Raw genomic sequence first — 23,009 nt, forward strand, 5'->3', positions numbered from 1 at the left:
TTTGGAGTATCATCAGCCCAATCTATTATGAAAAACCTACTATCCTTATTCCTGTTGTCCTTTGTCTTTTTATCCGCCAGGTCCCAGGACCTGCCTGCCGATAGTGGTACCTTCCTGCTGCATAAGTTTGAGCAGCACATTGGGAAGGAAACTTATAAGGTTTACAATTATAAAGACTCTAAAAGATACGCGTATAAAGATTCTAAGAAATATGTGGTTGATTTTAAGTTTGTGGACAGGGGCAGCCCGGTACCGCTGAAGGCAATTATCAAAGTAAACCCCGTTGCCGATCCGCTGGAGTTGGTGATCAAGGGCAGCACCTCACGCTTTTCCAATGTTGATGATTCCATCAAAATAAAAGGTAATACGGCCACCATCCGCGTAAACGATTCTACTTATACGCAAAAGGTATTGCCTTTTACCTTCCCGGTTACGGGCTACTCGCCTGCAACCGTGCAAATGCTATTGCTGCAGTACTGGAACAATAAAAAGCAACCTGCCACCATTAACACCCTGCCTTTTGGTGCGTTACAGATAAAAAAGACGGGTACGGATGTGCTTACCTTCAACGGTAAGCCGCTCCCGCTGATCCGCTACACCGTAAGCGGCCTGATTTGGGGTAACGAATTACTTTGGACCGATAAGGCCGGCAAACTGATGTGTATCCTCACCATTGACGCCGAAGGCGATAAAACAGAAATGATGAGCGAGCCATACGAGGCATTACTGCCCGAACTGATCAAACGCGCGGCAGGGTACGGCATGGAGGCGTTTGGCAAATCAACAGCTTTGCCATCATCAGCCAATAAAATTGTAGCCATTACCGGTGGTAGTATTATTGATGTGGAGAAAGGCATCACTATCCCAAATGGTGTGATACTATTACAAAACGGACTCATCACTAAAATAACTAAAGCCGGAACTGCTATACCAAAAGGCGCTCAAATTATCGATGCTAAAGGCAAAAGCATATTACCCGGCCTTTGGGATATGCACGCTCACTTTGAGCAAACCGAGTGGGGCCCGGCCTACCTTGCAGCCGGCGTAACCACCGTGCGCGATTGCGGCAACGAACTTGGCTTTATAGATGCCATCCAAAAAGCTATCGATAGCGGTAAAGGTATCGGCCCTAAAATAATTATGGCAGGTATTATTGATGGAAAAGGCCCCATGGCGCTTGGTATTATCCAGGCGGATACCAAAGAACAGGCGATAAAGGCTGTTGATACTTATAAGGCAAGGGGTTTTGGGCAGATAAAGATATATAGCTCGATGAAACCCGCCATTGTAAAGGCGGTTTGCGATGAAGCGCATAAACTGGGATTAACCGTTACCGGGCACATCCCTAATGGCATGTCGCTGAAAGCAGGCGTGGATTCGGGTATGAACATGGTGAACCACGTGCAATACGTGTACAGCATGATGAAACGGAATAAAGACCGCTCGGTTAACTTCGACGACTCCATCAGCAAAGCGGCTATCAAGTTTTTGGCAGATCGTAAAGTGGTGATAGACCCCACTGTCGGCGTTTATGAAATGGCCTATCGCAACGTAAAGGACGATATCACCAAAGTGGAGCCTGCGTTTTACACCCTTCCATTGCCGCTGCAAACCCAGTTTAAAAATACCGGCGAAGATTCTGCCACTGTTGCCCGGTTGAAACCCATGCTGGAAAGTTTAAGGCAGATCGTAAAACGCCTGTACGACGCAGGCGTACCCATTGTAGCCGGTACCGATATGGGCTTCCCCGGCTTTAGTGTGGACCGAGAACTGGAAATATACGTTGGCGCAGGCTTAACCCCGGCACAGGCACTTAAAACAGCCACCATCACTCCGGCGCAGGTAATGGGTATGGATAAACAAACCGGCAGCATCGCCACCGGCAAAAACGCTGATATCATTATTATTGACGGCAACCCGCTCAGCAACATCAGCGCGGTGCGGAATGTTAAAGTGGTGATAAAAGCGGGTAAGGTTTATAGTCCTACGGTGCTGCATAAGATGGTTGGGTTTAGTAAGTAGTTTGGATTACATAGATTTGGCGTTAGGCCTGATTAGCGCACATAACCACCATGTCATTTCGATGAGCACGCGGGCTGGAGTGAGAGATGGGGCGAAGAGAAAACTTCTGCGATATGCATGGACGTACGCAAATCGAACAACATAGCGGTTATGCTTTAACGTCTAAGATTTCTCCTCGCTATCGCTCGTTCGAAATGACAACGGGTTTAGGTCGTTAGGCTTTCTGCGGAACGATACGGAAGGCTTTGCCTAACTGCTTATGCCTCTTTAGTAAGCGTGTCCACATATTTCAAGATATCCGGCATCCTGTGTTCGCCCTTCATGCTTTTGATTAGTTCGCTTGCTTCAAGTGTATCCATACCTATGGCAGATACATACAAAGGATTTTTGCTTTGCCCGCGTTCTACAGGGATAACTTTCTCTTCCGTGTTTTTAAAGAATGTTTTGGCAACACCAATTACCGGGATTTTTCCACCAAGCGCTTCCCACAGTTTGCCGCCCAAACCATAGGAGCCTTCGTTGTCAATGTAGACATTCCCATCAACAATAATTAGGTCTATTTGCTCGAGATCTGCTTGTTCTATAACTTTTAAGATGCAGGGCAGTTCTCTTTTATAAAATTCTCCGGGTACGTAAGGCTCAATATTATCTACACCCAAGCTGATGGTTTGCGCTGCAATAACGTCGTCCCAATAAAACAATGCGCCAACGGCTTTAGCGGCATCTTCCAGGTAATAAATATCTATTGCTAATATCTTCTTCCTAAGGGTGCCGTTGAAGTTAGGCTTCGGTCCAAAATAGTACTGAGATGTCAAATCGCCACTTTCATTCCATTCCCTAAAAAAGCCATAAGGGCTATTATACTGCTCAAAACCTTCTGTTTTCTTTTTTCCGTCCTCATAGTACTCACGTTGCGCACCATCTTTGTGCCCATCTTTAACTTCTTCTTCGCAACGTATTCCGCCACCATTATAATATTCTACTATAGTTCCTGTAAACGGAATTCCTTCGTAAAAGAAATACGGGCCTCCGCCAATATCGAAACCATTAAGCTGCAAATCATCATATAATATTCTCAATTCCATGGTGTAGAGTTTTAAGTTTAGGCACCTGCAACAGTAGGTGGTTCCGGTCCCCAGTCATATTCATCAATCAGATTACCGTCTTTATCCCATTCACGCATCAGCCCATATGAGTGGTTGTACTTAATAAAAGACTCTTGCATCAATTGCCCGTTATCGAAATATTCCCTTACAAACCCATCAGGGTAGCCGTTCAGGCATTGAGTTTCCAATAGCATATTTCCGCCGGGGAATCTTTCCTCAACTACGCCGGTAAAAGGCATTTCCTTGTAATGATAAATTTCACCTCCGCCAACATCAAAACCCACAATTTTCATGTCCGGGTCGTTTATATTCACCCGTTGCATCACACCAACCCCGGCTTAAACCGTTTTGCCAATAATCCCGTCGCTCTATCTAAATCAATTTCCGCTATAGCTACACCGGCTTCGCCGTAGGGCTGGCAGGCAACGCACTCGCCTTGCGGACTAATAATGCACGATGCTGCTTCCTGGTACTTAGTGGCATAACCTACACTGGCAAAGTAAATGGTGTTTTCCATGGCGCGCATCATCATGGCTTTTTCGTAATAGGGGCTGTGCTTGTCGCCCCATTCGGTGAGTTGTACGCCCTCGGTATCGCTGCCGGTATAATGCGGGTGGAATACAACTTGTGCTCCATTACGCGCCGCCCAGCGTACCGATTCGGGGTAGCGGAAACCCTCGTGGCAAATGGTAATGCCGAATTTTAAGCCCTCCACTTCAAAAAGTTGGCGTTCTGTACCTGCGGTCCAAATGTTATCTTCTGACGGGTCGAGCTGATTTTTGGTTTGATAGCCTAATGGCTCGCCGGTATTTGATACTACGTAAGAAACGTTCAGTAACTCGCCGTCTTTAAACCAATCCATGGGGACGATGATACAGATAGCGTTTTCGGCAGCTATTTCGCAAACTTTATCCAAAGCCGCCTGCATGTTTTCGGGCGTAGACTTTTCCGCGCCAAAGCCTGGATAACCGGGCAGATAAGTTTCGGGGAAGCAAACTATGGAAGCTTGCTGCGCGGCAGCATCCTTAGCCAGTTTATCTATCCAGTACAAACCATCATTTATTGATTTTGGGTATGGGGGAGAGGCTACTGCTATTTTCATGATGATACTAAGATAGCGCAACAGGTTTAAATGTCGAACACCGAATCTCGAATATTGAATGATGAAGTAAAAAAGCACTTCGGCGTTCGATATTCGAAATTCATTATTCGATATTATTTCTACAAGCTCTTCAGGTACTTTATCGTTTCCGGGATCTGCTTGGCATGGTCCGGGCTTTCGTCTTCAATAAAATAATGGCGGATGCCCACTGCTTTGGCTGCTTTTAGCACCTCAGGGATATCTATTTGCCCGGTGCCCAGCGCTACGTCGTTTTTAATATCGGTGCCGCCGGTAAGGTCGTTAGCAACGCCTTTACGGATGTCTTTAAGGTGCATCAATCTCCAGCGGGTGGGGTACTTGTACAACAGCTTAGCTGGGTCCGCGCCGCCGTGGAATGCCCATAGCACATCCATTTCAAACTTCACGTACCGTGGGTCGGTGTTCTTTGCTATATAGTCAAACAGGGTGCCGTCTCCATAAGGTACAAATTCGTAACCATGGATGTGATAGCAAAGCGTAAGGCTGTTGGCTTTAAGCGTGCGTCCGGCCTTGTTCAGATCGGCAACGGCTTTTTTTGCATCGTCTATAGTAAAGGTTTTACCATGGGGCAACCAGGCCACCATCACAAATTGCGAACCCAGTATCCCGGCCATACGTACTGCCTCCAGGGGTTCCTTTACCAGTTCGTTATAATCCACACCGATGGAAGGCATGCTGATGCCCCGTGTACTCAGCATCTGTTTAAATTTATAAATGTCTACACCCTTTGGGTTGGGGCCCTCCATCTGAGTAATACCAAGGGCCTTTACACTATCCAGCACCGCTTCCGGCCGTGCAGAGAAGCTGGCGCGGTAAGTATAAGCCTGTATGCCGATAGGGGCGGTGAACAGGTTTTGGCCTTTTGGGGCAACCTTTGCTGTTTTGGGTACTGAGCAGCCCGCGATAGCTATTGCCGTTATAATATACAGGAATGATGTTCTTTTCATGATGTATTTGATAATCAAAATTAAGGGTTTTTGTTTTAATAGCCCGGGCGTTTACCAGTTTGTGTGCTTTAACTTAACGACTTAAATGGCGTTTTAGCCGCGCAAATGTTAATTAAATATTAATGCATTATAATGACAATAATGTTTAAACACAATAAAGATAAAATCTTACCTTTGCGTCCTCAATACCAAGCATGAGCGATTCGATAAAGCACGAGTGCGGAGTAGCATTTATCCGCCTTTTAAAGCCGTTATCCTTTTACCAGAAAAAGTACGGCACGGCGCTGTACGGCATAAACAAACTTTACCTTTTAATGGAAAAACAGCATAACCGCGGGCAAGACGGCGCGGGCGTTGCCACCATTAAACTGGATATTGAGCCGGGTAAGCGATACATTAGCAGGCACCGGTCTATGGCCTCCAACGCCGTGGCAGACATCTTCGAGTATATTCAGAAGAAGTTTGCCGAAATAGAGAAAGAGCAGCCTGAAAAAATGCAGGATGCCGAGTGGCTCAAAGAACATGTAAGCTTTACAGGCGAAGTTCTCTTGGGCCATTTGCGTTATGGTACGCACGGCAAAAACAGCATCGAAAGCTGCCACCCTTTTCTGCGCCAAAACAACTGGATGACACGTAACCTGGTTATTGCCGGTAACTTCAACATGACTAATGTTGACGAACTGCTGCAGCAACTGTACGACCTGGGCCAACACCCCAAAGAACAAGCCGACACCATCACCGTGCTGGAAAAAATGGGCCACTTCATCGATACCGAGAACCAGGGCCTTTTTGACCAGTACAAACGTGAAGGACTTGATGATAACCGCGAGATAAGCAAGCTGATAGCCAATGATATGGATGTGGCGAAGATCTTACGGAAATCTGCCAAGAACTGGGATGGTGGTTATACCATTGCCGGTATTTTGGGCCACGGCGACGCCTTTGTAATGCGCGACCCGGTAGGCATACGCCCTGCTTATTATTATTATAACGATGAGATAGTGGTGGCCGCTTCCGAGCGCCCTGCTATACAAACTGCCTTTAATATTCCTATTGACGAAGTTAGAGAGATCCGCCCCGGCCATGCACTTATTGTTAAAAAGAACGGTAAGATAACCGAGGAGATGTTTAGCGAGCCGAAGGAACAAAAATCGTGTTCTTTCGAGCGCATTTATTTCTCGCGCGGCAGCGACGCTTCTATTTACCGCGAGCGTAAACAATTAGGCAGGCTGCTTTGCCCGCAAATATTGGGCGCGGTGGATAATGATATGAAGAACACTGTGTTCTCCTACATCCCCAACACTGCCGAAGTTGCCTTTTACGGGATGGTAGAAGGGGTGCACAAATACATTAAACAATACCAGCGCGATAAATTGCTTAACCGCGATGATAAAATAAGCGAAGAAGAACTAACCGAGGTGCTGAGCATGGCGCCGCGCGTAGAAAAGATAGCGATTAAAGATGTGAAGCTGCGTACCTTCATTACACAGGATGCCGACCGCAGTGAGATGGTAGCACACGTGTATGACACTACTTACGGCCTCATTAAAAACGACCTGGACACCCTGGTTGTTTTGGATGATTCGATAGTGCGTGGTACAACCTTAAAGCAAAGCATCCTGAAGATATTAGACCGCCTTGGCCCTAAAAAGGTGGTTGTGGTTTCATCTGCTCCGCAGATCCGTTACCCGGATTGTTATGGTATAGATATGTCGCGCATGGGCGAGTTTGTGGCTTTCGAAGCTGCTATCAGCCTGTTGAAAGATGCCGGCAAGGATGATGTGATACTCGGTGTTTACCAAAAATGTAAAGACAGTTCTAAACTGCCTAAAGAAGAGGTGACCAACTACGTAAAAGCTATTTACGAGCAATTTACCGATCAGGAGATTTCCGACCGTATTGCGCAGATCATCACCCCTAAAGGTGTAAAATGCGAAGTACAGGTATTGTATCAAACATTAGATAACCTGCATATTGCCTGCCCCGGCCACACCGGCGACTGGTACTTCAGCGGAGATTACCCAACCCCGGGCGGTAACAAGGTAGTGAACCGCGCCTTTGTTAACTGGATGGAAGGTAAAAACCAAAGAGCGTATATGTAATTTTAAGGTTAGAGATTTGTGATTAGAGTTTAGTTACAAATAATATAATAAAACGGGCGAAGAGATGATCTTCGCCCGTTTTTGTTTAGGGGACTATAACGCTGTAAATTTGAAATTATGTATCACAACCTCTACGCTTTGGCCGTTTGACGGTGCGAGGCCATTGTAGCACCAAAGGTTAAGCAGTACAGGCATGCTTTTAGTGCTGATAGAGGTTCCGGGGCTGGTAAATGTTTTGGTAAGGAACAGGTTGGTATCGCCGCTTTGGAAGCCATAAAGGCTTTTAAATACCACACTGGTCGATGTCCGTTTAAAGCGGTGGGTGGTGTAAGTACCGCCTGGGGTAGAAAACTCCTGCGAGTAGCTTGCCGGGGCCGGCGCATCGCCTACTTTTGGGAAAATGGTGTAATTTAAGTTTGGCCATGCCGAGTTGCCCCATCTTGCAAACTCAATATCGATCTCATCCCGGCCATCAATACCCGAGTAATCAAATAAACCCAATACAATGTTTTTATCTAAAGTAGCTATCGGCCCGTCAATTTGCCATTGGTAAGTGCCGTATCCAAAGCTTTGCTGGCTTGATATTTCAGCGCATTCCCAATGGTTATTTGAAGGGTTTTTAGATATTTTTAAATGCAGCCAGCCATTGGCGTCAACCCAAACATTATTTCCGGTCCAGTAATTTGGTCCGGGCCCGGCTGTGCCCGCGGGGGCTTTAACATTCCAGGTATAGCCGCTCCAACTAATAATGGCGTTGGTTTTTAAATTTGGTTTTGCTGTAGTAGCGGTTTCACCTTCAGGTACTGCGGATGTTGCAGGTGCAACGGTAGCTTTTTCTTTTTGGCAGGCAGCAAATAATAATGCAGCCAGCAACACTAAGGAAATTCTTTTCATGGTTTACGTGGTTATAATTAATAAATATTCAGAAGTTAATCTGCTGTTGAATGCCGGGTTTATTGGGTCCGTGCATACAGCTTATCCCTGGTGTTTTATTATATAGATGCCGTTAAACCTCCTTTCCTTGCGTTTTAACACAAGTGCAGATGATTTTAAAAATTTACCAATAGTTTTTAAAATATTTTATAAAGATTTCTGATAGGGAAATAAAAATGGAATATTTTTTATCAAAAAGAAATGTCGCGAGCTGTTTGATAGATAAAAGCATGACGGTGAACCGGCTTGCTGGTGGGTATATCCCGCTTTGATTATAAGGTATGGAAGATTTGAAAAGTTGAAATGTTAGCTGCTATGTTTTTCTGCACCGGGCGGTGAAAACACATAATGGGTTACCAACCTGTCTACCAATACCAATGATGCGATGATGAGAGCGATGCCGGCTACCTGGTTGAGGCGGTGAACAAGTTTTACAGATATTTTGTCGCGGAGTTTATCGGCGTAGAATGCTTTGGTGGTGTCGAGCCCGAATTGTACGATAAGGATGGTTAGGAACATAATAGCGATCTTAAGCGTGCGGCCATGTACGCCTTCGTGGTAAACGGTACTGGCGGCACCTATGACGACCGTCCAATGGAAAAGGATGGTTGGGTTGAAAATGCACATCAAAAAGCCTTTGAAGAAGTAGCCCGCGCGGTCTATATTGGAAGGGATAGTGTTGTTATAGTTAACGTCGCTCTTCTTAAACAGGTAATAAACGCCCACCACAAAGAGGATGAGGCTGCCCAGTACACCTACCATAGTTTTTGTATGCGGGCTTACTGTGAAAAGCTGAGAGCCAAAAAGGATAGCCCCTACGAACACTACATCGCTACATACTACGCCAAGGGCCAAAGCTACGCCTGCGTGGAAGCCTTTTTCGATACTGGTTTTAATTAAAGCGAAAAAAACCGGGCCGGTTATAAATGTGAGCACTAATCCAAACCCAATTCCCGAAATAATGGCTTCTATCATTAAGTTAGGCGTATATATTGCTTTCTATCCAGTTAAAAAAATCAGGACACTAATATGCGAACTTTTATCTGTTAAACACAAAACTTAAAGTTGTGATTTATATTTTGAAAAAATTAACGGCCATTTATAAAAAAAATGAATTATGTTTAGTGCTTCAAATACACCAATATTTAACAACCTCTTTTAACAATGGAACAAAACAACTCAAAGAGTAATGGCTCGGCGTTGTATACGCTGGTAACTGTATTCTTTTTCTGGGGCTTCCTGGCGGCCTCTAACGGGATTTTCATACCTTTTTGTAAAGCACATTTTAGTTTAACGCAATTCGAGTCGCAATTGATCGACTTTACCTTTTATGGAGGCTATTTTATAGGCTCGCTTATCCTGTATTTTGCTTCTGCCGCAACAAAGGTTGATATCCTGAATAAAATTGGTTACAAAAACGGTATTATTTACGGGCTGCTGATATCTGCAGTTGGTGCCCTTATCATGATCCCGGCCATCAACTCAGGTTCGTTCGCGTTCATATTGTTTACGTTCTTTGTAATAGCCTTAGGTTTCTCGTTACAACAAACCGCGGCCAACCCCTTTGTGGTTGCCCTGGGTAGCGCCGAAACCGGTACCCACCGCTTAAATTTTGCAGGTGGTGTAAACAACTTTGGCAGTATTATGGGCCCTGTTATCGTAAGTATCGTTTTATTCGGCTCGGCATCGGCAAAAATACCGGCTTCCGAAGTAAAGATCTCATCGGTTAATAACCTCTACTATATCCTGGCGGGCTTATTTATAGCTGTTGCGATATTCTTTTATGTATCAAAATTGCCAAAAGTAACCAGCGACGAAAAAATTGAACCAAGCAACAAGGCAAACCTGCCATTGGGTATCATCTTTATCGCGTTCCTTTTAATATTAGCTGCCAGCCCGCTTGCAGCAGCTACAAGCATTCCTAAGTCGTATTTTGTATATGCATCGTTGGCTATTATCCTGATCTCACTTATTGGTTCCGTGTCGGCATCGGCAAAAACTACAAATAAAGCTGGCTGGGGCGCTATGCAATACCCGCAACTGGTTTACGGTATGTTAGCCATCTTCACCTATGTAGGTGTAGAGGTAACCATCCAAAGTAACATGGGCGCCTTGCTGGAATTACCTGCATTTGGTGGTTATGCCGCATCGGATATTGCTCCGTTTATCTCATTATACTGGGGTAGCTTAATGGTAGGCCGATGGACGGGTGCTATCGCTGCTTTCAGCCTTAGCAAAACCGCAAAGTTTGCTTTAACGGTTATTATTCCTTTTGTTGCTTTTGCCGTAGTGCTTATTGTTAATCGCATTGGCGGTACCGATGTTACCAACCTTTACCCTTATGCGGCATGTGTGGCTATCCTGGTTATCGGCTTTATGATAGGCAACCAGAAACCGGTACGTACACTGGCCATATTTGGTATTTTGGGCGCTTTATTTATGGTGATAGGTTTGATGACCACCGGGATGATCGCTATCTTCTCGTTCATCAGCGGTGGCTTATGCTGCTCTATTATGTGGCCGTCTATCTTCTCTTTATCGGTTACCGGTTTAGGGAAATACACCAGTCAGGGTTCGGCATTCTTAATTATGATGATCCTCGGTGGTTCTATCATTCCACCTGTACAAGGTATATTGGCCGATACCAGCGGTATCCACTTATCATACATCGTACCGGTTATCGGCTTTGCTTACCTGGCGTTTTTCGCCTTTAAAGCAGGTGCCGAGTTGAAGAAACAAGGTATCGACGTAGATAACCTGGAAGCAGGCGGAGGGCACTAGTTTTAGAGATTGGAGGTTAGAGAAATGGAGATTAGTTTGGATTATCCTAACTCCTTACTTCTACCACCAATCAATAAATTATACAGAGGTTAGTTAGCAAAATGCTAACTAACCTCTTTTCGTTAACTTAGTATTTTCCTAATCTCTAAACTCCAACCTCTAATCTCTAACATGAAACCCACTTTCGATCATATCTTCATGAACCTGGCAACCGACCTGGCTAAGCGCTCTCACTGCGTTAAAGCGCAGGTGGGTGCAGTTTTAGCTAAGGATACCAGGATCATCTCCATTGGCTATAACGGCCCCCCCGCAGGCACGCATAACTGCGATGAAGAGTTCCCGGAGCACGGTTGTCCGCGCGACTCTAAGGGCAGCTGCTCGCTTGCCCTGCACGCTGAGGAGAACGCCATTTTGTACGCGGTGAAGAACGGTGCCAATTTAGAAGGCGCAACACTATACACCACGCTATCGCCATGCCTGCCATGCGCCAGGCTCATCTTCTCTGCCGGTATTAAGCAAGTTTACTTTGATAAATCGTACGCACAGTACAAAGGCCTTGCCAGCGACGAAGGCGTTGATTTTTTGAATAAATTTGGAGTGAGTGCGGTGAAGGCTGAATAGGGGGTGAAAGGTAAAAGGCGAAGGGTAAAAGGTTTTGCTTTCGCTATTCGCTTTTATTTTGCAATTGCGGCAAACAAAACAATTAAGGTTGCATTCCCTTTAACCTTTAACCTTTAACCTTTAACCTTTAACCTATAAAAGAGGTTCCACCTTATCCAGCGCGAATTGGAGTTGCTGCTCGGGGGTGAGTTCGGTATTGTCTAATATGATGGCATCATCGGCGCGTACCAGCGGACTTTCCACGCGGGTGGTGTCTGCGTAGTCGCGGTGAGCCAGGTTCTCAAATACTTCTTCTAATGTAACATCCGGCTCTTTGGTGTGGATCTCCTTGTAGCGTCGTTCGGCGCGTACTTTTGGGTCGGCGGTCATAAATAACTTTACAGGCGCGGTAGGGAACACGGCGGTGCCGATATCGCGGCCATCCATTACTATGTTTTTTGATTTGCCCATGCGTTGCTGCTGCTTCACCATCTCTCGCCTAACCTCCTTGAGGGCGGCTACCGCACTCACCTTTTCGGATACGGGCATCTGGCGGATCTCTTCGGATACCTCCTCGTCGTTCAGGGTGATGTGCGATTCGTAATCGCGCGAATGGAAATTGAGGTGGATATTTTTAAGCGCTTCCTCCACCTGGGCATGGTTGGCCATATCCACATCGTTCCGTAAAAAATATAAGGCAACCGCACGATACATTGCGCCGCTGTCTACATAAATAAAATGGAGTTTTTTGGCCAGTGCTTTGGCCAGGGTGCTTTTACCGCATGAGGAGTAGCCGTCGATAGCTACGATAATGTTATTGCTCATCGGGATACGAAGTTAGGGTTTTTGCCCGTCATTTCCAATAACCTGCGGGCCTGTTTGCCCCGGAAGTGTCCCACTTTGCGTGTGGGACACTTGTTTTTTGATAGCGGTTGATTGTCAGTGTTTTATGCAAAATCAGTGAAACACTTTGGGACATCCCTGTTAGTTAAGTGATCCGCCTAACTTATTTTCTGCCAGATGGTTAAACAAAATTTAAAAAATCGGGCCGACGGAGGTGAAATACTTACGTGGGACAGCATTCAACTAATTTATTAAATTCGCGCCATGAATTTTGATAAGGCCAGCCTGCAGAAAGAGATCAGTTACAAAACATCACGCAGCGGGGGTAAAGGCGGGCAAAACGTAAATAAGGTATCCAGCAAGGTAGAACTGCTGTTTAATATAAACGATTCGGCACTGTTTACCGATGAGGAAAAACTATTGCTGAACGAAAAGCTGCAGAGCCGTTTTAATAAAGACGGCTACGTACAGGTAATATGCGATGAAGAACGCAGCCAGTATCTCAACAAAGAAATCGCGGTGGAGCGCCTTATTGTTTTGCTGGGTAACGCGCTTATTAAGCCAAAGATCCGCAAGAAACTAAAGGTGAGTAAGGCAGCCAAACTGGCCCGCCTCGGCAACAAAAAAGCACAATCCGATAAGAAGGAGAACCGCAAAAAGAATTTCGATATTAATTAAAGCGATACAACAGCGTTGCCGAACCCCATTGATGCGCTTTTGCCTGGTATTTAACGTCCTTAGTGTTGAAGATGGCAGCTAAGCCGTATACAAACCTGCCGCTTACGTAGTTTACACCTACCTCGTTACTGAAAACAAAATGGCGGATATCTTTGGTAACCTCCATAGTGCCAGCCTCCGGGTGATCTTTAAACATGCTGCCTTGTATAGTGGCATCGTAACCGATAAGGTTTGCCTGTGGTTTGTAATAAAAGAAAAGCTCATGCTGGTGCAGTAATGTGTTTTTGCTTTTTGAGGCGGTACTTTGCGTGCTCGACGATTGAAACAGCTGGTTGAAATTGCCTAAGCGGATAAGCGGACCAGCGCCTGCGCTAACAAAGCCGGTACCCAAATTGGCGTAGGTAGCCGCAGATACATCTATCCATGAACCTCGTGCAAGCAGTTTGTTATATTCTGCCGAGAGGTTTAACTCCACGTCGTTCCTGATCTGGTATTCCCAGCCCTCGGGCGGGTAAAAACCGAATGTTTTATGAATAAACTCCTGTGCGCCCCGCCCGCCCGAAGCCGGGCCGACCACGCCAACCCTGGCGGTAAGCTTTAAGTTACTTTCGCTTTTATAAAGCAGGTTTAACGATGCACCGGCGTATAAATAGCCTGCGAAGGGCCTGTCGAGATAGTCTACCGATGGTATAGCTGCCGATTGTGGGTTATATAATTTTTGCCCCAATTCAAAGCCCAGTACCTTATTGGCCAATTTTTCGTTTTTGCCGGCATCCAGCGCTTTGCGGTAATAAAGGAAAACGCCGTTGGTGTAATACCTGTCGCTTCCCTGCGCCAGGAAAGAATCGTTATCAGATTGTAAGCCAAATTCGTGCCCGCGGGTTTGCGCAAAGGTGTTTACGCCGGCAAACAGGCAGGCGGCTAAAGCAAAAAGTTTAATTTTCATCAAGGGTTTATAAAAAAGCTTCGCTAAAATAGAAAATCAGGATGATTTAACTTTAATAGGCTTTACTTTATTTTTGAATGTATAGCCAACACCTATGTACGGCCAAAAGGGGAGCCCCTCGTTTTTTACAATAACGCTGTTACCTACGCGAAAGTTTAAGCCACCTTTTAAGGGCTGGTAGCGGTAGCCATATGTTACTGACCATATTACGCCAGACCCGTACTGCTTAAACTTTGTTGAACCAGGGAGTGATGGATCGTTAAGGAATGGGGTGTAGTCGGTTTTAAAGTCGTAGTAAAAGGTTACCCCGACACCGACTTCAAAAAAGCTACTCTTTTTGCCAAAGAGGGAGTTAAGCAAAAGGGGCACGGCCAGTGCTTTTTCATTATCTATAAACACATAAGTTAAGCCAATGCGTGCGCCAATGCCTTTCCGGCTTTTTCTAAACCGGGTATCATAATTAACCGAATACAGAGAGCCGGGGCCGAATGCCTCAAAATAAATGCTTTTGGCACGTTGGTTTAACAGCTTGTTTAGGGAATCTTTTTTAAGGGAGTCCTGAGCAGTTATTTTTACCGGGCTTGCTTGCTGAGCGTGTAAACCCTGAAAGCAGCCCCCAATTATTAATAAAGACGTTACTAATAATAGCTTTTTCATGTTAAAACGAATACCCAAAGCTTAGGTAAGGCCAATAAGGAATAAGCTGGTGCGAGGAAAATATGGGGCTGAAGCCACCACGAAAGGTAAAACCACCATCGATCGGCTGGTAACGGTAACCAAAGTTAAGCGAACCATACACGCCATTTTCGGTATGGCGCTGGCTTTGCGGATAATAATCCGTTGGATATTCGGTATAATCATAATAGCGGTCGCCAAAAAAATCCGAATGGCTGTCCGAATTGTAATGGTAAAATGTGGCACCCGCGCCTACTTCAAAGTATTTACCGTTTTTGCCAAGCAGGTAATTAAAAACTATAGGGATGGTGAGGATGCGGTCGCCGCTTTCGGCGTAATAACTGATACCTGCACGCCCGCCTAAACCGTCTTGCCGGTTTTTAAAGCGGGTATCGTAATTAAATGAATATACAGCGCCGGGACCCAGCACCTCGAAGTATACATTTTGAGCCTTTTTATTGGCGTAAACATTGTTTAACGAATCGGCTTTTGAAAGCTTTTGCGCATTGGCAGACAGGGAAGCGATGGTAATTAAGGCGATAACCGCCGGGCGTAGAAATTTTATCATATATGGTTTAAGCTGCCATGAAGATAAGGGATAAATTTAAAATGCGACGAATATTTTAATTTATTGAAGGGCCTGAGACCACCACCATCGGTGTTCGGAAGAATCAATTTGTTCCCCTCTTGAGGATAACTGCCTATAACTTGACAGACGGGTAATTCATAAGACGTTCCGCTGGAACGTAAAAGGCCTTTTCGGCATTTTCTACCCATAAAACATCCCGAAGGGATGAAGAAAAGCAAAATCGTTCCAGAGGAACGTCTTATGGGTAGATTAAAATGCAACGAATATTTTAATTTATTGAAGGGCCTGAGACCACCACCATCGGTGTTCGGAAGAATCAATTTGTTCCCCTCTTGAGGGTAACTGCCTATAACTTGACAGACGGGTAATTCATAAGACGTTCCGCTGGAACGTAAAAGGTCTTTTCGGCATTTTCTACCCATAAAACATCCCGAAGGGATGAAGAAAAGCAAAATCGTTCCAGAGGAACGTCTTATGGGTAGAAAAAAGGCGACAATTTTTACGTTCCGTAGGAACGTTTTATGGATATGCCTAGTGATGGGCTGCAAATTTCACCAGATGTTCCGATGGAACGTTGCATATTGGATGCTTTTTCTACCAACCAAACATCCCTATGGAATGAGAAAAAATCCCGTTCCTTAGGAACGGTTGTTTGGTAGAAAAATTTAATAGTCGTTTTTTACGTTCCATCGGAACGTTTGGTGTAAGCTGTCTAATGATGGGCTATTACTCTCAAGAGGGGAATCGCTCATTCCCCCGCTTTTCCGAATCTTCCGAACATCTGTGGAGACAATACAGGCTATTGAAAACCGCCATGTTAGTATGTAAGAAGACAAGTGGCGGTAGCTTCTGCTTTAGTGTTGCAAGTAGGCATTCGGCACGTTGTTAGGCTTATAATCAATACCAAATGCGTGCTTTATTAGTAAGGAAACTGTTTCTGCCACGGTTTTCTCCCTACGGTGCATTTGCGGGAGCGAACCCATCATGGCGTAGCTGATAGGGTTTACCGCCGGTATAAAGGTTTCCCATTCGTAGCCTTTGCCCCATATCAATCCTTTAACCGCAACAAGTGTATCAGCTTTATTTTGAAGCAAAAACTGAAGCATTTCTTTTGAAGAATTTCCGTTTTGGTTTACCGTATGAAAAATAGGGGTATGCCCGCCAAAACCATGCTCATCAAGGGCCGCTTTGGCATTTACATCCGCCCCATATTTTAAAAGTACTTCCGCGCAAGGCAGGCTGTTGTATTCGGCACAAAAATGCATTAGGGTACCGCCGGTGAGCGGCGTGTAGGTGTTGTTAAAAAGCGAATAAGTTTTGAATGCGATATCGGGCTGATGTTTTAATTCGAGTTCGAGCGTTTCGGCATCGTGCGCTAAAACGGCAAGCAGGGGCTTGTCCTCAAATACCAGCCCGGCATTTATAAAAGCCTTGATGCAGTGCTTAAACTTTTCGCCGCGCGAATACATTTCCACCATGCTGGTAAAAAGCGGCACGCCGTTGTGTATTTCATTCGGGCTGCCGCCCTGCGCAAAATAAGCCGCTATCCCTTCAATAGAATGTACCTCAATGGCGTAAATGATCTGATCAAAACCTGGCATAAAACAAAAGTAGAAATATAGGTTTGATATTTCTACTTGATAGTTAGGGGCTTATGAAAAAAAATAGGCGTTACTTTAATTTCCGTATTCCATCGGATTAAGGTCGGCAATTTGTTCCCAGGCCATGCGGCCTTCTACCGCCAGGGAGCCGGGCGGGCTGTAATAGCCGTGCTTATCCACCACTATTTCGGGTACTAAAAAGCTCAGCACAGAATATTGCCCCTTTGGGAAGGTGTTCCATTTGGTGGTCATTTTTACATCATACCCGCCGCCGGTATTGGAGTATGCTTCAGGCTCGTATATAGTGTATACTACAAATAAGCTTTGCTTATGGTTAAAATATTTAACGTCGGCGTCTATCACTTTCATTAACGAATCGGCTTTAAGCGGCTTTCGGTCGGGTCGCATTTGTGCGCCATCGTCTGTACTGCCCGGGACTGTTTTGTTTAGGATAGTGTAAACTGCGTAGCCATCCTTTTGCAGCGTGCCCTTGTAAACCGATCTGAGGAAATGATAGATCGAACCCTGGTAGGCAATTTCGCGGTTTTGCTTCCAGGTTTTTGCTTCTTTTGGTGTTTCGGCCTTCAGGTCCTCAAATACCGACTGCCCCTGGTAGGCCAGTAGTTTCTCCTCTTCGTTAAGCCGGAAGGATTGCAGCAGGTATTTTATTTTGTAACCGAGTGCTTTATTCTCTATTTCTAAAAAATCGTCGGCAGTAACGGTGAGCGTATTGCTTGCTTTGTCAAAATGAAAATGAAGGGCTTCCTTATTCAGGATGGTGCATTTTTCGGCATTGAGTGTAGTGCCCAAAAAATATTGCCTGAATTTTTGATAATACTCTTCGGAATAAGCGGTGATCTTCACCTCAGACAGTGAGCTAACGGAGGGCTGCAGCTTTATATTAACCGTTACATCCTTTGCAATAGTAATTGCCAAAGTAAAGGTTTGGAAGCCCACGAACCTTGCCGTAAGCGTATAAGATCCCGGAGCAACATTTTTTAAGCTGAATTTCCCGTTATTATCGGCCGCGGTAATGGCTTTTGTGCCCGATAAGAAAACCGTTACACCCGGCAGAGTTTCGCCTTTATCATCTCTTACGGTGCCGCTAATGCTATTTTGCCCCCGGACAGTAAAAACCAGGCAAATAAAAATAACCGAAAGCAGTATTGGAAGGTGTTTTGCAGATAGGATATGCATGTAGCGGCAATTTAAGCATTGCAAATAAATTATCAGCCATAAAAAAAGCAGCACAAATGCGCTGCTTTCAATTTATTTTCCGGGAGATTAGTTCAACACCGGCTTAGTAGGGTCTTTTTCCTTCACTGTCAGATCGAGCGCGTTGCTTACTTTTTCATTTAGTAAAGCCAGCTCAACTACCTCCTTCATATCGGTTACATAGTGGAATTTCAGGTCCTTGATGTAATCTTCCTTAATTTCGAGGATATCCTTCTGGTTAGATTTGCAAAGGATGATCTCCTTGATATTGGCGCGTTTTGCAGCCAGAATCTTCTCCTTAATACCACCAACAGGCAATACACGCCCACGCAGGGTGATCTCCCCCGTCATGGCTAAATGTGGTTTTAGTCTACGTTGGGTAAATGCCGAAACCAAAGCAGTAAGCATGGTAACACCTGCCGATGGGCCATCCTTAGGGGTAGCGCCGGCCGGTACGTGTACATGCACGTCCCATTGTTCAAACAGTTTTGGGTTGATATCGAAAGCACCCGCGTGTGCCCTTAAATAAGCAAGTGCTATGGTTACCGATTCCTTCATTACATCGCCGAGGCTGCCGGTTAAGGTAAGCTTGCCGTTGCCCGGGCTCAGGCTCGATTCGATGAACAGGATATCGCCGCCAACGGATGTCCAGGCCAAGCCCGTTACAACACCAGCTATATCGTTATTTTCGTAAAGGTCTTTATCGTAAAAAGGGGCGCCTAATATTTTCACCACGTCCTTTTTGGTCACCGCCGGGTTGTACTCCTCTTCCATGGCGATGTTTTTGGCCACGCCGCGTACTACCGAGCCAATGCGTTTTTCCAGCGCACGCACGCCAGATTCGCGGGTGTAGTCTTCTATCAGCCTTTCAACTATCTCGTTTTTTATTACCACCTGCTTTACGTTTAAGCCATGCGCTTCGCGCTGCTTAGGAACCAGGTGGCGTTTGGCTATCTCTATCTTTTCTTCGATAGTGTAACCGTTCACCTCGATGATCTCCATACGATCCAGCAAGGCCGGTTGGATAGAACTTAAAGAGTTGGCGGTAGCAATGAACATGATGTTCGACAAGTCGAAATCCATCTCCACGTAGTTATCGTAAAAGGTGCTGTTCTGCTCCGGGTCTAAAACCTCCAGCAGGGCAGAAGACGGGTCGCCACGGAAATCGTTGCTCACCTTATCTATCTCATCCAAAATAAACACCGGGTTGGCCGCGCCGGCCTTTTTTACCGACTGGATGATCCTGCCCGGCATTGCACCGATATAGGTTTTGCGGTGACCCCGGATCTCCGCTTCATCACGTACGCCGCCAAGAGCCATACGCACATATTTGCGCCCCAAGGCCTTGGCTATTGATTTACCCAGCGATGTTTTACCAACACCCGGAGGGCCCACCAAACAAAGGATAGGCGCCTTCATGTCGTGCTTTAACTTGAGCACGGCAAGGTATTCAATGATGCGTTGTTTTACCTTATCCAGGCCAAAGTGGTCCTTATCCAGTACCTTTTGAGCGCGTTTAAGGTCGAAATTGTCTTTAGTAAATTCGTTCCATGGCAGATCGAGCAGCAGTTCCAGGTAGTTTATCTGCACTGAATAATCTGCCGCGGCAGGGTTGGTGCGGGTAAGTTTTTCCAGTTCTTTAGCGAATTGGGTCTTCACTTCCTTGCTCCATTTTTTCTTTAAAGCACGCTGGCGCAGGTTCTCAATCTCCAGGTCGGGCGAGGTGCCGCCCAGTTCTTCCTGGATGGTTTTTAGCTGCTGGTTCAGGAAATAGTCGCGCTGTTGCTTGTCCAGGTCAACCCGTACTTTGGTTTGGATCTGGTTCTTCAGCTCCAGCATCTGCAAGTCCAGGGTTAGGTGTTCCAGCACCATGTTCACCCTATCGCGCAGGCTGGCGGTTTCCAGCAGGCTTTGCTTGGCCGCCATATCGGCATTCATATTGGATGATATGAAATTGATAAGGAAGTTGGTGCTCTCGATATTGCGGATAGCAATGCCGGCCTCGCTCGGGATGTTTGGCGAAAGCTGGATGATATTCATGGCCATGTCCTTCACAGACGATACCATGGCTTTAAACTCTTTATCTTCTTTGGGTTTTATCTCTTTAAAAGGCTCAATGGTAGCTTTGATGTACGGTTCGCTTTGTACCTCGTCCTTTAAATTAAAACGCTTTTTCCCCTGCAGTATCACGGTGGTGTTACCATCGGGCATTTGCAGCATTTTTATGATGAGGGCAATAGTACCCACGCGGTTTAACTGACTAAAGTTTGGATCCTCTATACTTACATCCTGCTGGGCAACCACGCCGATAAGGCGTTTGCCTTTGTTGGCATCGCGGATCAGCTTGATAGATTTATCGCGGCCCACGGTAATGGGGATCACCACGCCGGGGAAAAGCACGGTATTGCGCAACGGAAGTATGGGTAAAATATCGGGAACCTGCTCGTTATTCATCTCCTCCTCATCCTCTGACGACATCAGCGGAAAAAATTCGGAATCTTCGTTTATAGCGGCGGTATTTTTAAAATCAAACGGATCGAAAGTCATTAATCACCTTAGTTTAATGATAACGCAACGCCAAATTGTCAGCCACAAGCGTAGGCCAGGGCATTAAATAGGGGTAAGCTATCAATTTAATATATACAAATATACTGTTTCAAGCGCTATGCCAATATAAGTTTATTTGGGCAGGTATTTTGGCAATGCGGTTAAGTGTTTGATTTATTAGACGTTGCGGCGGGTAAAATGTTTCAGATGGGATTTGTGGTGGGATGAGAATAGTGGAAAAAAAGTCATGCTTGGGGATGTAGATTAAATTTAAGCGCCTTTGCAGGTTAACGAAATACTTAACAACTTTAGATCGCAATTTGCGACCCTTAAAAAAGAATAAATCAATGGCTAACGAAATACATCAGTACACTATCCCTGATGAAATAATACTAAATCAAATTTACTATTTGCGCGGGCACAAAATCATGCTTGATACGGACTTAGCTGAACTTTACGAGGTGGAAACTAAACAACTTAAAAGACAGGTAAGAAGAAATATAGAGCGATTTCCTGAAGACTTTATGTTTGAGTTGACAGATATCGAATACGGTTCTTTAAGGAGCCAAATTGGCACCTTAAAGCGAGGGGAACATTCTAAATACCTTCCTATGGCTTTTACTGAACAGGGTGTGGCTATGCTGTCGAGTGTTTTAAATAGTCGCCGTGCAATAAGCGTGAATATTCAAATCATCCGGATATTTACTAAACTACGCCAGATGTTTATCGACAATACAGATTTGCGCCTCGAAATAGAAAAGATAAAAACCAAGTTAGATAATCACGACAAGAATATGGAAATCGTTTTTCAATACCTGGATGAATTGGTTCAGAAAAAAGAGGAACCTAAAATTCGGAAACGCATAGGTTATAAATCAGATGATATTTAGCCAAAGGCGCGTTTGTTGTATTTTTGATTGCGTAAAAATATTTTTTATTTAATATAATAAATCGCAATATTCTACGTTAACTCAATTAAATAGCGAAGTCCTTCCGCTAAATTAGAATTGGAGGATACGAACTTCACTCCCCATTATTTCCAACAAAAAATATGCGTTTAGTATAATATTTTATACTATTGCAAGTTACTATACTACAAATTTGTTACACACGTTTAGGATTTAATGAGGCTCTCAGCAATAATTTCTTTACTGGTTCTCACTTCGCTGGAATCGTCGGCACAAAATGCCTATGTAAAATTGGGCCAGCAAGCCTTTATGGATGGCAACTTTAAAACCGCTGTTGCCCAGTTAGAGAAAGCCTGCATGATAGATTCTACCAACGCCAATGCCTATTGGATGCTGGGCTATTCCTACTATCACAGCACAAACTACCGCAAATCTATCGTAGCATATACTAAAGCAATTTTTATAAACCCGGTGGATGCAACGGCTTATTATTACCGTGCGCGTGCCAAAGGCTATTTGGGTAAGGATACATTCCTCTCGCCCGACGAACGGGAGAAATATCTGCTGGGCGCTATTTTCGATCTCACCAAGGCCATCGCCATTGATCCGTCTGAGCAAACCAAGAGTTACCAAACCCGTGGCATAGCTTACCGCGAATACGGGATGTTTAAGCTTCAGGCCAACCAGAAAAATTACGATAAGGTGCGCGGCATCAATTCCTTACGCGCCTCGGTTGCCGATCTGGAAAAGGTACTGGCTGAAAACCCGGGCCGCTCTGATATTTCTACGCTGCTGGATGTGTCTAAAGAAAAGCTGGCTAGCGCTACGGGCAAGCACTAATTAAAATTCACCTTTCACCAGGTAATTATTGCCGCCCATCACTTTCACCTTCTGGTTCTTCTCTATTAAATAATATTTGCCGGGCTGGTAAAAAAGCTTTTCGGTGCTGTTATAAAGCAGGTTGTGTACGTTGTTGAGGATATATACCGATGTAACCTTGCCGTTGCTTTTATGGATAATAATTTCGCGGGTTTTCAACTCGGGGAATTTGGCTTTATACAACAAGCTGTCGGCATTCTCCTGTACGGCGTAACTATCCTTCCAGGCGGGTTTGTTGATATCTGATGAGGTGAACAAGCCAAACTCCTGTCCCCAATTCAATGTCTTAAGCGTTTTGGTTTCGCTTTGGCCGTTGTGGGTAACGGTTTTTTTGACGAAAGGGTTTAGTTTAACCAGCCGTGCAGAATCTGTTTTAAAAAACTCCTTCAGGTCGAAGTATTTCAGCGTGGCACCGGTTTCCTTTATTTCCGGTTTACAGGCGTACCCGCTGCCTAAAAGCAGCAGGCCGCATGTAAAAAGGATATATCTTTGCAAT

21 protein-coding genes are annotated in these 23,009 nt (G+C 45.1%); 7 read left to right on the forward strand and 14 right to left on the reverse strand.

Annotated elements, in window-relative coordinates; genetic code table 11:
* Positions 1-27 precede the first annotated feature (27 nt).
* Complete coding sequence (locus IDJ77_RS15525) at positions 28-2,022, forward strand: amidohydrolase family protein (protein ID WP_191189880.1); 1,995 nt, start codon at positions 28-30, stop codon at positions 2,020-2,022.
* A gap of 257 nt (positions 2,023-2,279) precedes the next feature.
* Here IDJ77_RS15525 and IDJ77_RS15530 read toward each other — a convergent pair whose 3' ends face one another.
* The 4 genes from IDJ77_RS15530 to IDJ77_RS15545 form a co-directional block, all read right to left on the reverse strand.
* The gene (locus IDJ77_RS15530; protein WP_191189881.1) at positions 2,280-3,107 is read right to left on the reverse strand and encodes an endonuclease V; all 828 of its coding nucleotides are present in this window, start codon (positions 3,105-3,107) and stop codon (positions 2,280-2,282) included.
* 17 nt (positions 3,108-3,124) lie between these two features.
* A complete protein-coding gene (locus IDJ77_RS15535; RefSeq protein ID WP_191189882.1) occupies positions 3,125-3,421 on the reverse strand; it encodes a toxin-antitoxin system YwqK family antitoxin in 297 nt (98 codons plus the stop codon).
* A gap of 29 nt (positions 3,422-3,450) precedes the next feature.
* Positions 3,451-4,230, reverse strand: coding sequence for a carbon-nitrogen hydrolase family protein (locus tag IDJ77_RS15540; RefSeq protein WP_191189883.1), 780 nt, complete (start codon positions 4,228-4,230; stop codon positions 3,451-3,453).
* 119 nt (positions 4,231-4,349) lie between these two features.
* Complete coding sequence (locus IDJ77_RS15545; protein WP_191189884.1) at positions 4,350-5,216, reverse strand: sugar phosphate isomerase/epimerase family protein; 867 nt, start codon at positions 5,214-5,216, stop codon at positions 4,350-4,352.
* 194 nt (positions 5,217-5,410) lie between these two features.
* Here IDJ77_RS15545 and IDJ77_RS15550 point away from each other — a divergent pair, with 194 nt between their 5' ends.
* Positions 5,411-7,318 (forward strand): amidophosphoribosyltransferase, encoded by a 1,908-nt coding sequence (locus IDJ77_RS15550; RefSeq protein WP_191189885.1) that lies wholly within the window; start codon positions 5,411-5,413, stop codon positions 7,316-7,318.
* 93 nt (positions 7,319-7,411) lie between these two features.
* Here IDJ77_RS15550 and IDJ77_RS15555 read toward each other — a convergent pair whose 3' ends face one another.
* Together IDJ77_RS15555 and IDJ77_RS15560 are read right to left on the reverse strand one after the other, a co-directional pair.
* Positions 7,412-8,212, reverse strand: coding sequence for a glycoside hydrolase family 16 protein (locus IDJ77_RS15555; RefSeq protein ID WP_191189886.1), 801 nt, complete (start codon positions 8,210-8,212; stop codon positions 7,412-7,414).
* 345 nt (positions 8,213-8,557) lie between these two features.
* Positions 8,558-9,226 (reverse strand): LysE family translocator, encoded by a 669-nt coding sequence (locus IDJ77_RS15560; RefSeq protein ID WP_191189887.1) that lies wholly within the window; start codon positions 9,224-9,226, stop codon positions 8,558-8,560.
* Between the two features lie 189 nt (positions 9,227-9,415).
* Between IDJ77_RS15560 and IDJ77_RS15565 the strand changes: the two genes are divergently transcribed.
* A complete protein-coding gene (locus IDJ77_RS15565; protein ID WP_191189888.1) occupies positions 9,416-11,032 on the forward strand; it encodes an MFS transporter in 1,617 nt (538 codons plus the stop codon).
* Between the two features lie 171 nt (positions 11,033-11,203).
* Positions 11,204-11,653 (forward strand): deoxycytidylate deaminase, encoded by a 450-nt coding sequence (locus IDJ77_RS15570; protein WP_191189889.1) that lies wholly within the window; start codon positions 11,204-11,206, stop codon positions 11,651-11,653.
* A 132-nt stretch (positions 11,654-11,785) separates the two neighbouring features.
* On the opposite strand, the gene cmk is transcribed toward IDJ77_RS15570, so the two are convergent.
* Positions 11,786-12,457, reverse strand: a complete 672-nt coding sequence (gene cmk, locus IDJ77_RS15575; RefSeq protein ID WP_191189890.1) for a (d)CMP kinase — start codon at positions 12,455-12,457, stop codon at positions 11,786-11,788.
* Positions 12,458-12,739: 282 nt separating this feature from the next.
* Between cmk and arfB the strand changes: the two genes are divergently transcribed.
* Positions 12,740-13,153, forward strand: a complete 414-nt coding sequence (gene arfB / locus IDJ77_RS15580) for an alternative ribosome rescue aminoacyl-tRNA hydrolase ArfB (RefSeq protein ID WP_191189891.1) — start codon at positions 12,740-12,742, stop codon at positions 13,151-13,153.
* Here arfB and IDJ77_RS15585 read toward each other — a convergent pair.
* The 6 genes from IDJ77_RS15585 to lon form a co-directional block, all read right to left on the reverse strand.
* Positions 13,146-14,099 (reverse strand): lipid A deacylase LpxR family protein, encoded by a 954-nt coding sequence (locus tag IDJ77_RS15585; RefSeq protein WP_191189892.1) that lies wholly within the window; start codon positions 14,097-14,099, stop codon positions 13,146-13,148. The genes arfB and IDJ77_RS15585 overlap by 8 nt on opposite strands.
* 36 nt (positions 14,100-14,135) lie before the next feature.
* Positions 14,136-14,756: a hypothetical protein gene (locus tag IDJ77_RS15590; protein ID WP_191189893.1), complete on the reverse strand. Its 621-nt coding sequence runs from the start codon at positions 14,754-14,756 to the stop codon at positions 14,136-14,138.
* Between the two features lies 1 nt (position 14,757).
* The gene (locus IDJ77_RS15595) at positions 14,758-15,342 is read right to left on the reverse strand and encodes a hypothetical protein (protein ID WP_191189894.1); all 585 of its coding nucleotides are present in this window, start codon (positions 15,340-15,342) and stop codon (positions 14,758-14,760) included.
* 875 nt (positions 15,343-16,217) lie between these two features.
* On the reverse strand, positions 16,218-16,964 hold the full coding sequence (locus IDJ77_RS15600; protein WP_191189895.1) for an ankyrin repeat domain-containing protein: 747 nt from the start codon (positions 16,962-16,964) through the stop codon (positions 16,218-16,220).
* 75 nt (positions 16,965-17,039) lie between these two features.
* The gene (locus tag IDJ77_RS15605) at positions 17,040-18,161 is read right to left on the reverse strand and encodes a carboxypeptidase-like regulatory domain-containing protein (protein ID WP_191189896.1); all 1,122 of its coding nucleotides are present in this window, start codon (positions 18,159-18,161) and stop codon (positions 17,040-17,042) included.
* An 87-nt stretch (positions 18,162-18,248) separates the two neighbouring features.
* Positions 18,249-20,726, reverse strand: coding sequence for an endopeptidase La (lon, locus tag IDJ77_RS15610; protein ID WP_191189897.1), 2,478 nt, complete (start codon positions 20,724-20,726; stop codon positions 18,249-18,251).
* Between the two features lie 347 nt (positions 20,727-21,073).
* On the opposite strand from lon, the gene IDJ77_RS15615 reads away from it, so the two are divergent.
* Positions 21,074-21,616: an ORF6N domain-containing protein gene (locus IDJ77_RS15615; protein WP_191189898.1), complete on the forward strand. Its 543-nt coding sequence runs from the start codon at positions 21,074-21,076 to the stop codon at positions 21,614-21,616.
* A 234-nt stretch (positions 21,617-21,850) separates the two neighbouring features.
* On the forward strand, positions 21,851-22,474 hold the full coding sequence (locus tag IDJ77_RS15620) for a tetratricopeptide repeat protein (protein ID WP_191189899.1): 624 nt from the start codon (positions 21,851-21,853) through the stop codon (positions 22,472-22,474).
* On the opposite strand, the gene IDJ77_RS15625 is transcribed toward IDJ77_RS15620, so the two are convergent.
* Entirely contained in the window at positions 22,475-23,008 is a 534-nt protein-coding gene (locus tag IDJ77_RS15625; RefSeq protein WP_191189900.1) for a hypothetical protein, read from the reverse strand.
* Position 23,009 lies beyond the last annotated feature (1 nt).

The organism is Mucilaginibacter pankratovii, assembly GCF_014773265.1.
Classification (GTDB): domain Bacteria; phylum Bacteroidota; class Bacteroidia; order Sphingobacteriales; family Sphingobacteriaceae; genus Mucilaginibacter; species Mucilaginibacter pankratovii.

Excerpts from the sequence above, each read along its gene's own strand:
- IDJ77_RS15525 (WP_191189880.1), top strand. The coding sequence starts at position 28 with ATGAAAAACCTACTATCCTTATTCCTGTTGTCCTTTGTCTTTTTATCC.
- IDJ77_RS15530 (WP_191189881.1), bottom strand. The coding sequence starts at position 3,107 with ATGGAATTGAGAATATTATATGATGATTTGCAGCTTAATGGTTTCGAT.
- IDJ77_RS15535 (WP_191189882.1), bottom strand. The coding sequence starts at position 3,421 with ATGAAAATTGTGGGTTTTGATGTTGGCGGAGGTGAAATTTATCATTAC.
- IDJ77_RS15540 (WP_191189883.1), bottom strand. The coding sequence starts at position 4,230 with ATGAAAATAGCAGTAGCCTCTCCCCCATACCCAAAATCAATAAATGAT.
- IDJ77_RS15545 (WP_191189884.1), bottom strand. The coding sequence starts at position 5,216 with ATGAAAAGAACATCATTCCTGTATATTATAACGGCAATAGCTATCGCG.
- IDJ77_RS15550 (WP_191189885.1), top strand. The coding sequence starts at position 5,411 with ATGAGCGATTCGATAAAGCACGAGTGCGGAGTAGCATTTATCCGCCTT.
- IDJ77_RS15555 (WP_191189886.1), bottom strand. The coding sequence starts at position 8,212 with ATGAAAAGAATTTCCTTAGTGTTGCTGGCTGCATTATTATTTGCTGCC.
- IDJ77_RS15560 (WP_191189887.1), bottom strand. The coding sequence starts at position 9,226 with ATGATAGAAGCCATTATTTCGGGAATTGGGTTTGGATTAGTGCTCACA.
- IDJ77_RS15565 (WP_191189888.1), top strand. The coding sequence starts at position 9,416 with ATGGAACAAAACAACTCAAAGAGTAATGGCTCGGCGTTGTATACGCTG.
- IDJ77_RS15570 (WP_191189889.1), top strand. The coding sequence starts at position 11,204 with ATGAAACCCACTTTCGATCATATCTTCATGAACCTGGCAACCGACCTG.
- cmk (WP_191189890.1), bottom strand. The coding sequence starts at position 12,457 with ATGAGCAATAACATTATCGTAGCTATCGACGGCTACTCCTCATGCGGT.
- arfB (WP_191189891.1), top strand. The coding sequence starts at position 12,740 with ATGAATTTTGATAAGGCCAGCCTGCAGAAAGAGATCAGTTACAAAACA.
- IDJ77_RS15585 (WP_191189892.1), bottom strand. The coding sequence starts at position 14,099 with ATGAAAATTAAACTTTTTGCTTTAGCCGCCTGCCTGTTTGCCGGCGTA.
- IDJ77_RS15590 (WP_191189893.1), bottom strand. The coding sequence starts at position 14,756 with ATGAAAAAGCTATTATTAGTAACGTCTTTATTAATAATTGGGGGCTGC.
- IDJ77_RS15595 (WP_191189894.1), bottom strand. The coding sequence starts at position 15,342 with ATGATAAAATTTCTACGCCCGGCGGTTATCGCCTTAATTACCATCGCT.
- IDJ77_RS15600 (WP_191189895.1), bottom strand. The coding sequence starts at position 16,964 with ATGCCAGGTTTTGATCAGATCATTTACGCCATTGAGGTACATTCTATT.
- IDJ77_RS15605 (WP_191189896.1), bottom strand. The coding sequence starts at position 18,161 with ATGCATATCCTATCTGCAAAACACCTTCCAATACTGCTTTCGGTTATT.
- lon (WP_191189897.1), bottom strand. The coding sequence starts at position 20,726 with ATGACTTTCGATCCGTTTGATTTTAAAAATACCGCCGCTATAAACGAA.
- IDJ77_RS15615 (WP_191189898.1), top strand. The coding sequence starts at position 21,074 with ATGGCTAACGAAATACATCAGTACACTATCCCTGATGAAATAATACTA.
- IDJ77_RS15620 (WP_191189899.1), top strand. The coding sequence starts at position 21,851 with ATGAGGCTCTCAGCAATAATTTCTTTACTGGTTCTCACTTCGCTGGAA.